The sequence below is a fragment of the Streptomyces sp. NPDC127117 genome (assembly GCF_042677325.1).
In the GTDB taxonomy this organism is placed as follows: Bacteria; Actinomycetota; Actinomycetes; order Streptomycetales; family Streptomycetaceae; genus Streptomyces.
The window spans coordinates 56,720-66,342 of record NZ_JBHXTM010000046.1 but is presented as its reverse complement, the minus strand read 5'-3'; the positions used below and the strand labels follow the sequence as shown (position 1 = coordinate 66,342).

Below are 9,623 nucleotides of genomic sequence, written 5' to 3'. Positions count from 1 at the left end.
CTCCCGGGCGGCGACGGCAGTTCGACGACAGGACCCGGCGGACCCCGCTCCGCCGGATGGCCGCCGGTGGCCGAAGTCCGCAACTTCCGTTTCCGGACGCCCAGTTACGCGCCGAACGGACCCTCCTCCACCGCTTCCGAGGATCGTTGCCTCGCCCCTGCATCGTCCGTACCATGAATTGAACGAGGGTTCATGGCTTGATCTGGACGTGGGGGACAGATGCAACACGGGGAACAGACAGACATGCTCAAGCGCCTTCTCGCGCTGCGCGAGACGCGCCGCGACGAGAAGATGCTCGATGAGGTCGTCAGACTTCCGGTCACCAAGTACACGGACGAGGGGCTCCTGGAGCAGGAGATCGGCTCGGTCTTCTCCCAGTACCCGCTGATCGCGGGTCACGCGTCGGCGCTCGCCGAGCCCGGGGCCTATCTGACCAGCGACTGGGACCAGTTCCCGTACTTCGTCGTCAGGGGCGAGGACGGCCGGGTCCGTGCCTTCTACAACCAGTGCCGCCACCGCGGCGCCCGGCTCGCCGAGGCGCCCGCCGGCACGGTGAAGAACTTCGTCTGTCCCTTCCACGGCTGGGTCTACGGACTCGACGGCGCCCTGAAGGGCATCACCCGGGCACACGACTTCCCGGGCGTGAACCCGTGCGACTACGGCCTGGTGGAACTGCCGGCCACGGAGGCGGGTGGCCTGATCTGGGTCGGCCGGACGCCCGGGGTCTCGCTCGACATCCCCGGCTTCCTCGGAACGTTCTTCGAGGACCTCGTGAACTTCGACGTGGCCTCACTGGTCCAGTACAAGAAGACGAAGGTCGTCAAGGAAGCCAACTGGAAGCTCCTGATCAAGACGTACCTGGAGGGCTACCACGTCCCCTACCTCCACCGGGAAACGCTCGCGGCCGCCTTCAAGAGGGGCGTGATCGCCCACGACGGCGACGGGCCGCACATCCGGCTGTCCGCGGCGCGCACCAACATAGGTGAGACCGCCCTCAAGCCGGAGGAGGAGTGGCGCATCCTCGATTACGCCTCCGTGTACTACACGCTCTTCCCCAACACCTTCTTCATCCTGCATCCCGACTACGTGTCCATCAACACGTTCTGGCCGCTGAGCCCAGACCGGACGGTCTGGACCCACGAGATGCTCTACCGGGCCGATGACTTCCCCGGTTCCACCGGGCAGAGCGCCCTGGAGAAGCGGTTCCGGTTCACCAACGACACCGTGTTCGACCAGGAGGACTTCGCCATCGCCGAGGACGTGCAACGCCATCTCGTCAACGGCGGCAGCGATCACCACGTCCTGGGACTCGCGGAGGGCCTGCTCGCGATATTCCAGAACAACATAGATGAGCGGCTCACCGGCCCGGCCGAGGCCACCGGTGCCTCGGCCACCACCCGCGCGACGACAGGACAGCACTCATGACCACGGACATCAGCGATTTCGCGCACGGCATCTTCAAGGCCCAGCCCTTCAGCATGTTTCTGGGCGCCGAACTCACCGCGGTGGGGCCCGACTCGGCCGAGATCCGGATCTCCAACCGGCCCGAGATCCAGCAGCAGCACGGCTTCGTGCACGGAGGCGTCCTCAGCTACCTGGCGGACAACGCGCTGACCTTCGCGGGAGGACTGGCCCTCGGCGGCGATGCGCTCACCGCCGAATACAAGATCAACTACATCAAGCCGGCGGTCGGCGACGTCGTCATCGCCCGCGCGCAGGCCACGGCCACCACCCGGCGGCAGGCTGTGTGCCAGTGCTCCATCTATGTCGCGTCCCCGGAGGGGGACGAGCGCCTGGTCGCCGTGGCGCAGGGGACGATCGTGACGGCGGGCGAGCGCGCGTCGCAGGAGAACTGACGGCGGACGGCTGCCCACCGCCATCTCCCCGGCCCCTGGCGAGAAGACACCCGTCCTCGCGTCAGGGGCCGCCCTGTTCACCCGTGCGGGTGCTGCGCGGTGCGGTCAGTGCGCACCCGACAGGGCCTGCTCGCGCAGGACGTGCTTCATCACCTTGCCGGAGGGCGTGCGGGGGAGGGACGGCAGCACCACCAGTTCCCGCGGGATCTTGTACTTGGCCAGCGTCGTGGCGAGGAACCGGCGCAACTCATCCAGTGTCACAGCCGCGTCGGCCTCCACGACGGCCACGACGGTCTCTCCCCATTCCTCGTGCGGCCGGCCGATGACGGCACAGTCCTGGACCGCCGGATGCTGGCGCAGCGCCTCCTCCACCTCGGGGGAGAAGACGTTCTCGCCACCGGTGATGACGACATCCTTGAGCCGGTCGACGATGAACAGGTATCCGTCCTCGTCGACGCGTGCCAGATCCCCGGACCTGTACCAGTCGCCGTCGAACGCGCGCTCCGTGGACACCGGGTCGTCGAGGTAACCGATCATCCGCGTGCCCGAGCGCAGCCACAGCTCCCCGGTCTGGCCGGCGCGGGCATCGGAGCCGTCGGACCGGACCACACGGATGTCCACGCCGGGCATTCCCCCGGCACCGATCGACCCGGCCTTGGTGACCTGCTCCTCGGGGTAGAGAGCGGAACCGACGGGGCCCATTTCGGTCATCCCGTACACCTGGTAGAAGCGGTCGGATCCGTAGGCGTCCTGGAGCATCCGTACGGTCCGCGCTCCCAGCGGCGCACCGCCGTAGGCCCACAGCCGCATGCTCGACAGATCGAAGCCGGACAGGTCACGTCCCGCCGCTTCCAGCGCCTTCAGCGGGGCGAGGTAGGCGATGGGGGCGCCGAAGAACGCCGTGGCCCGGTGCTTCTGGACGGCTTCGAGGAAGGCGACGGGCTGGTACTCCTTGAGCAGGACCACGGTGCCGCCCAGGTAGATCATGGACAGGAACCAGTTGTTCAGGGGCGCCGCGTGCCAGATCGGCATCGCGATGAGGAACCGGTCGTCGCGGCGCAGACCCGCGGCCGCGGTGGTGTAGGCGGGCACACTGGACAGACCGCGGTGCGAGTGGAGACATCCCTTGGGCGCACTGGTGGTCCCGGAGGTGTACAGCACCTGTGCGACGTCGTCGGGCCCGACGTCCACGCCGTGCCACTCCTGCGCCTGTGCGACTCCCAGGTCGAATTCGCCACCGCCGGAATCACCCGAGGTGAGAGCGACGACATCGGGCGCGCCTTCGTGCATGCGCCCGGCCAGTTCCTCCGCCACGACCGCCACGCGCACCTTCGCGTGCCCGATGACGTACGCCACCTCGTGCGCGGTGAGCTTGTGGTTGATGGGCACCAAGGCCGCACCGGCCCGCCAGATGCCGAACGCGGCCACGGCGAAGGCGGGAGTGTTGTACATCATCACGCCCACGCGGTCGCCCGGCCGCACACCGCGGTCACGCAGTACGGCAGCCGCGCGCTTCGAAGCCGAGAGCAACTCGGCGTAGGTCATCGAGCCCAGGTCGGAGACCACGGCGGGCTTCGCGCCATAGGCACGGGCCGACTTCTCCAGCATCCACGTCAGGTTCACTGCAGGACTCTCCACATCCCGTCGCGGCCGTGGCGCGACGAAGCGCGGTCCTGCCGCGACTCCTGGGTGGCGCTCCAACCGGCCCAGCAAGGATTGAATCATTGTTCAATATTCTGCGGAAGCCTCAACAGCCCCTGGTGTGAGGGCGGATGACCCGTCAGCGGCGCGCCGTAGCCGCGGCGGGTAGGTACGGATACTCAGGGCCCGTGTGGGTGACCGTACGGACGTGACTTCGAGCGCCTCGTCGATAATCTCTGTGGTGACCACCTCCGGCGAGCACAGCAGACACGGCCGGAGAACTCACCCGGGCGGTGGCCCGGGTCGCGGGGGAGGACGTGTGCATGGCGTGGGACGAGTGGGAACAGGTAAAGGCGCAGGTGGCCGAGCGGCACACCGCTCGGTTACAGCTCAACAGCCTTCCGGGGGAGGGCGGCCACGCCGATCCGTCCGGTGGCGGGGGCGGTGCCGGAACGCTCAGGCACAAGGGCGGCCCGTGGACGAAGGCGGCCGGGACGGCGGACGATCTCCAGACCAGCACGATCACCGCGAAGGTCGACCTGCGCAGAGCTCACGAAGGCATTTCCGGCGGTCTGGACGGGCTGTCCTGCCTCGGGGCACTCAAGTCCGTTCTCACTTCGTGGGACGAACGCCTCGGTCGTGTCCGTGAGGAGTGCGGTTCTCTGGAGCCGAAGCTGCGGCAGGTGGCTGTGGACCTCGCCGAAGTGGATGCCGAGGTGGGCGAGAGAGCGAAGGCGGTCGTGGTGCCGGGCACGCGGAGGGGCGAGTAGACCATGACCACAGAACCCGGGCTGACATGGCAGCGGTTCCGCGACCTCAAGCTGTCGGAACTGACCGACGCCGCCGACGGCTGGCGAGCGGCATCCGCGTTCGCCGATGCCGCTCGCGAACGTGTCGACGGCGACATGGGCGGCAAGCTCGCCAAGACACAGAACAGCGAGTCCGCACGATCGGCCGTGAAGCGACTGAAGCGGCTGAGCGAGAACTACCACTACATCCACACCGAGACCGGTCTCGTCCGAGGCGCCCTGGACGGGCTCGCCAGTGAACTCGGCGCACCGCAGCGCCGGTTGCGCGAGGCCCTGGAGGACGCTGCCTCGCTCGGATACGCCGTCAACGACAACGGCAGCATCGTCTACCCCGCCGGCGGTAAGAACGAGCTGACCGGCGATGCGCTCCCCGGCGGCTCCGTGATGGGCAACAACGGCCTCATCGGTGCCGGGAACCCAGGGCTGTACCGCGATGCCGACGGCATGCTGGACCCCGCACTGACCCCGGGTGCTCCCGCACTGAAGAGCCCCAATCCGCATCGCGCCAAGGCCCAGGACGTCGCCGACCGCCTCGCCCATGCCATGCGGGAAGCACACGAGATCGACGCCCGGTACACCTCGGCACTCCACAAGCTCAAGGCGGCCCCGGGGCTCACGGTCGACACCAAGACGTGGGCGGACGTGGCATCCGACGTCGATGCTGTGAGTGGTGCTGCGAGGGAGTACCTGGGGAAGGAGATTCCCTTCGACAAGTCGCCTGCGGATCGAAAGGAGTGGTGGGACCACCTCACCAAAGAGCAGCGTGAGGAGTACCTCGCCGCTTTTCCTGGTGTGATCGGAAACCTGGACGGCATCCCTGCGCTGGCACGGGATCAGGCAAATCGCGAAAACATTCAGCTGCTCATCGCCCAGCTGGACGGCCAGAGCGATACGAAGTCCCAGGACAAGGTGGAGGGTTTGAAGGAGATTCAGCGCAAGCTAATGCATCAGGATCCGAAAATGCCTCCCATGTACCTGCTGGGGATTGGTGCCGAGGGGAATGGTCGGGCCATTGTGGCCTACGGGAACCCTGACACGGCAAAGAATGTCTCTGCTTACGTTCCTGGTCTCAATACGTCGCTCGACGCAGGTTTCGCGGGGGGCGACCTCAAACGAGCCAGTGACATTGCTGTCGACGCCCAGTCGTTCGATGCATCGAGCGCCTCGATCGCCTGGCTTGGTTACGACGCCCCACAGACCGGGTTTGACAGCAATTTGCCGCAGAATATTCGAAATTTGGATGTCATGGGCACAGAGAGGGCGAGTGCTGGAGCCGCGTCCTACAACGAGTTCATGGCAGGGATCTCCGCGACGAACGAACATTCCGATCCGCACGTCACAGCGATCGGTCATTCATACGGATCATTCACCGTCGGTCAGGCTGCGCAACGCGACGGAGGGATCCCTGGCGCCGACGATATTGTCTTGGTGGGCAGCCCCGGCACGGGTGCCGATCACGCTCAGGATTTGAACGTGGGTAAGAACCACGTTTTTGTCGGCGCCGCCGACAACGATCTGGTGACCAAGCTGCCGTCGAAAGCACAGGCCGCGGCTCTGGTGAGCGGGATCATTCCTGCCAGTCTTGCGGATCCTTCCGGTGATCAGTTGTGGTTCGGGACTGACCCGTCTCACCGTGACTTCGGTGCAACGCGCTTCGCTGTGGATGACGGTCCGGTGCCATTCATTGGCGGTGAGGGTGCCACTCCTGCTCACTCCGACTACTTCGACGTCAACGACGATGCGGGTGCCAGGCGCCCCTCCGAGTCGGAAAGAAACATTTCATTGATCGTGTCTGGCAATTCGGACGAAATCAGTCGGGAGAAGCCGCGGTGACAAAGGTTCGCATGGCCCCTCTGATCGCTGTTGCCGCCTGCCTTGCAGCTTCGGCGTGCAGCATGAACGGGAAGACCTCTGGGGAGACGGTGGGAGAACAGAAGAAGGCTACGAGCGTGACCATGCAGGAAGCTGCGGAGCGCCAGGACGGCATGCTGGATGCGACGATGAAAGCGATCGCACCCGCCCTCCATTGGGCGCATGGCGCGACCACGACAGGAAATTGCGATGTGACCAGGCGTCGCGTGGTGATGACGATCGTGTCCGAGGAGCGACGCGGAAATCTGCTCGGCATGGTGCAACGCTCTTGGGAGAAGCGCGGATACACAATTAAGTCCGTCAACAACAGTCATAAATTTCCTGCGATCTTCGCAGTGACGTCTGACGGTTTCGGGATCTCGGTGAGCGTGGGAGGAGAAGGGCAGTTCACTTTTTCGGCAGATTCCCCCTGCGTCAAGAAGTCGGAAGTAGCAGCCCCCTCCGCCTCCCCGAACGGGCCCGACTACAATCACCCAATTCCGCGACCCAATGTGAACGACCCCTTCTGGTCGTCGAACGAGCCGATTCCCACGGGCTCGCCCAGAAGGAGCTGATGGGGAGCCGACGACGGAGTACACGCCACGTGCTTGGAGAGGTTTTGGTGGCGCTAGAAGGGCTGACCGGTGGGCGGCGGTTGCAATGGATGCCCGTTCGGTGTTCCCGGTGCTCACCGGGAGCAGTGGGCGTCTGCCGGTCGCTGCTCCGCCGAAGGCGGAGACGGTCGGCCCGAACTACGCTGGAAAAATGACCCCCATCCCTGACGTCAAGTCGGATTTCTGGTCCGCGAAGAGTTCTCCCTCTTCCCGGACGTGACCCGTCGGCAGGGCGTCCCTTCTGCCGACGCCCCTCAGCGGCGCCCCGCCCGCCCGTAGCACCGCGCCAGTGCGTGGAAGGCCTGCTTCGGTTCCCAGTGCCAGTCGGACTCCGGGTCCTCGAAGCGGTCCTTGACCGGCTTCACCACGGCGTAGCTCGCCATGTCCAGGTCGTAGCGCGGGACGGGCGAGTGCGGGGCGTCGGCGGTGACGAACTCGAAGGCCATCGCGGCGTACAGGCCCATCTCCTCGAAGACGCCCAGGAGTTCGGTGAGATAGGCGGCCTGGGTCCGCTCGCTGCGTACCAAGTCGCCTTTGATCTCGGGTGGTTGCTTGGTGTGGTCGATGGTGTCCCACCCCATTCCGCCCTGCTCGGGCGCGCCCGCGTACGTGCACGTGCCGAACTCGGTGATCGCCAGCGGCTTGCCCCAGCGCAGGTAGGAGCGGAGCTCGCGCACGTAGTCCGCGCGGTCGGGGAAGTACGAGTAGTAGTCGATGCCCACGATGTCGAAGAGGTTCCAGTCGACCTCGTCGTCCTGCGCGGCCGCGTACGAGAGCTTGCCGCCGAAGACCGACCGCCCGACAGCGGCGGCCCGTGCCGTGAACTCGGACAGGCGGCGCATCATCTGCTCCGGGTCGAAGTTGCCTTCCATCAGGTTGCGGATCCGCTCCTGCGCGTCGTCGCCGGGCACGATGCCCGGTACGAACAGCCAGAACTCGCACCCCACGCTCAGATCGGCCCGCGCCCCCTGGCGGCGCAACCGCTCCAGATGCCGGCCGGTCTCCGCGAGGTGGTCGAGGATCTCCGATGCCGGGCGGTCGCCCAGGGTCGGCTGGAGCCAGATGTGCAGGCCCAGCTCGGCCGCCTCGGAGGCGGTGGCGTCGAGCCGGTCGACGCCGTCGCCCGTCACCTCGATCGACGTGGCGTGCAGGTCGTTCCTGATGGCACGGAGGTCCGCGCGCATACGGGCGGTGCTCCACGCGGTGCCGGGGGTCTCGCCCGCGCCGACCGTGTAGCAGATCCCTCGGTGCTTCAGTCCGCCGCCGCCCCGGCGGTCGGCCGTGGCGGCCGAGGCCGACGGCCCGGCCAGGAGCGGACCGGCGACCGCCGCGGCCCCGGCCGCCCCCGCCCCGGCCAGGAACCTCGCCCGGCTGATTCCCCTGCTGCGCTCGTCGCGATGCACTCTGACTCCCCGTATGGTCGGCGGTTCGCGTGTCGCCGCCAGTCTGCCGAGCGGGTACGGGGGAGTACGTCCCCCAAAAGTCTGCGGGTGCGCGACCAAAGGATGAACCGGGCGCGGAGAACGGCTACTCAGGTCGCGACACCCGGCGAGCGAGCCACTGTCACCTGGACGGCACCCGGCTCTCCTCTTCGGCCTCGGCGCGCTTGCCGCCGGTGGCGACCACGCGGCCCCTGGGCCTGCGCGGCAGCAGACGGCGGGTGAGGCCGGATTCGTAGCGGGGCTGGAGCAGCAGGATCAGGCCCACCGCGCAGACGAACGCGACCCCGAACAGCATCCAGGACTTGGCGCCCCGCGCCGAATAGGCCACGATCCCGAACGAGAACAGCGCCGACCAGAAGTACATGAGCAGCACGGCCCGGCGGTGCGAGTGGCCGAGCTGGAGCAGGCGGTGGTGGAGGTGGCCCTTGTCGGCGGCGAAGGGGGACATCCCGTTCCACGTACGCCGGACGACGGCCAGCACCAGGTCCGCGACCGGCAGCGCGATGACGGACAGCGGCATCAGCAGCGGGATGTAGACCGGCACCATCGCGGCCGACCCGGACGTGCCGTCCATCGACTGGTTGAGGAGGCTCGGGTCGACCTCGCCCGTCACGGAGACCGCGCAGCCGGCTATGAGCAGACCGAGCAGCATCGAGCCCGAGTCACCCATGAAGATCCGGGCCGGGTGGGAGTTGTGGACCAGGAACCCGAGGCACATGCCCGCCAGGATCGCGGAGATCAGCGTGGTGGACGCGGCGGCCTCGATCCCGTAGCCGTACCAGAGCCGGTAGGCGTACAGGAAGAACGCCGTCGCCGCGATGCCCATCGTCCCGGCGGCCAGGCCGTCGAGCCCGTCGACGAAGTTGACCGCGTTGATGGAGACGACGATCAGCCCCACGGTCAGCAGCGTGCCCTGCCAGTCGGAGAGGTAGATCCCGTCGGTGCCCGGCACCGGCAGCCACAGGATGGTCAGTCCCTGGAAGACCATCACCCCGGCGGCGAGCACCTGCCCGCCGAGCTTGACCAGCGCGTCGACGCCCCACTTGTCGTCGAGCACACCGAGCAGACAGATCAGCGCCGCACCGGACAGCAGAGCCCGTGGCGTCGAACTCTGGGTGAAGATCCCTTCCAGGTGCGGCAGGTGGGAGGCGACCAGCAGCCCGGCCAGCAGCCCACCGAACATGGCCATGCCACCGAGGCGCGGAATGGGCTCGCGGTGGACGTCGCGCGCCCGGACCTCGGGGACCACCCCGATCATGATGGCGAACTTCCGCACGGGCGCGGTCAGAAGGTGGGTCACCGCCGCCGTGACGAACAGCATCAGCAAATAGTCCCGCACGGGCGGCCTCACAATCCGGCCCAGCGGGCCGATACCCGAGCCCGATCGATGCCTTCGCTGCGCCCCGGCGA

At 67.2% G+C, this 9,623-nt stretch carries 8 protein-coding genes; 5 read left to right on the top strand and 3 right to left on the bottom strand.

Annotated features, from left to right (window positions below):
* The first annotated feature begins 243 nt into the window (after positions 1 to 243).
* Positions 244 to 1,425, top strand: a complete 1,182-nt coding sequence (locus ACFVH0_RS31135; RefSeq protein ID WP_385825626.1) for an aromatic ring-hydroxylating dioxygenase subunit alpha — start codon at positions 244 to 246, stop codon at positions 1,423 to 1,425.
* Positions 1,422 to 1,856, top strand: a complete 435-nt coding sequence (locus ACFVH0_RS31130) for a PaaI family thioesterase (RefSeq protein ID WP_385825624.1) — start codon at positions 1,422 to 1,424, stop codon at positions 1,854 to 1,856. Before ACFVH0_RS31135 ends, ACFVH0_RS31130 begins: the two co-directional genes overlap by 4 nt.
* Positions 1,857 to 1,961: 105 nt before the next feature.
* Here the strand turns inward: ACFVH0_RS31130 and ACFVH0_RS31125 are convergent, their stop codons facing one another.
* Positions 1,962 to 3,479, bottom strand: coding sequence for a class I adenylate-forming enzyme family protein (locus ACFVH0_RS31125; RefSeq protein WP_385825622.1), 1,518 nt, complete (start codon positions 3,477 to 3,479; stop codon positions 1,962 to 1,964).
* Between the two features lie 341 nt (positions 3,480 to 3,820).
* On the opposite strand from ACFVH0_RS31125, the gene ACFVH0_RS31120 reads away from it, so the two are divergent.
* The 3 genes from ACFVH0_RS31120 to ACFVH0_RS31110 are packed head-to-tail and all read left to right on the top strand — an operon-like array spanning position 3,821 to position 6,732.
* Positions 3,821 to 4,267, top strand: a complete 447-nt coding sequence (locus ACFVH0_RS31120; protein WP_385825620.1) for an amino acid ABC transporter permease — start codon at positions 3,821 to 3,823, stop codon at positions 4,265 to 4,267.
* A 3-nt stretch (positions 4,268 to 4,270) separates the two neighbouring features.
* The gene (locus tag ACFVH0_RS31115; RefSeq protein ID WP_385825619.1) at positions 4,271 to 6,139 is read left to right on the top strand and encodes an alpha/beta hydrolase; all 1,869 of its coding nucleotides are present in this window, start codon (positions 4,271 to 4,273) and stop codon (positions 6,137 to 6,139) included.
* 11 nt (positions 6,140 to 6,150) lie between these two features.
* Positions 6,151 to 6,732: a hypothetical protein gene (locus tag ACFVH0_RS31110; RefSeq protein WP_385825617.1), complete on the top strand. Its 582-nt coding sequence runs from the start codon at positions 6,151 to 6,153 to the stop codon at positions 6,730 to 6,732.
* A 293-nt stretch (positions 6,733 to 7,025) separates the two neighbouring features.
* Here the strand turns inward: ACFVH0_RS31110 and ACFVH0_RS31105 are convergent, their stop codons facing one another.
* Together ACFVH0_RS31105 and ACFVH0_RS31100 are read right to left on the bottom strand one after the other, a co-directional pair.
* On the bottom strand, positions 7,026 to 8,174 hold the full coding sequence (locus tag ACFVH0_RS31105) for an abortive phage infection protein (RefSeq protein WP_385825615.1): 1,149 nt from the start codon (positions 8,172 to 8,174) through the stop codon (positions 7,026 to 7,028).
* Positions 8,175 to 8,334: 160 nt separating this feature from the next.
* Complete coding sequence (locus ACFVH0_RS31100) at positions 8,335 to 9,564, bottom strand: MraY family glycosyltransferase (protein ID WP_385825613.1); 1,230 nt, start codon at positions 9,562 to 9,564, stop codon at positions 8,335 to 8,337.
* Positions 9,565 to 9,623: the final 59 nt, after the last annotated feature.

Excerpts from the sequence above, each read along its gene's own strand:
- ACFVH0_RS31135 (WP_385825626.1), top strand. The coding sequence starts at position 244 with ATGCTCAAGCGCCTTCTCGCGCTGCGCGAGACGCGCCGCGACGAGAAG.
- ACFVH0_RS31130 (WP_385825624.1), top strand. The coding sequence starts at position 1,422 with ATGACCACGGACATCAGCGATTTCGCGCACGGCATCTTCAAGGCCCAG.
- ACFVH0_RS31120 (WP_385825620.1), top strand. The coding sequence starts at position 3,821 with ATGGCGTGGGACGAGTGGGAACAGGTAAAGGCGCAGGTGGCCGAGCGG.
- ACFVH0_RS31115 (WP_385825619.1), top strand. The coding sequence starts at position 4,271 with ATGACCACAGAACCCGGGCTGACATGGCAGCGGTTCCGCGACCTCAAG.
- ACFVH0_RS31110 (WP_385825617.1), top strand. The coding sequence starts at position 6,151 with ATGGCCCCTCTGATCGCTGTTGCCGCCTGCCTTGCAGCTTCGGCGTGC.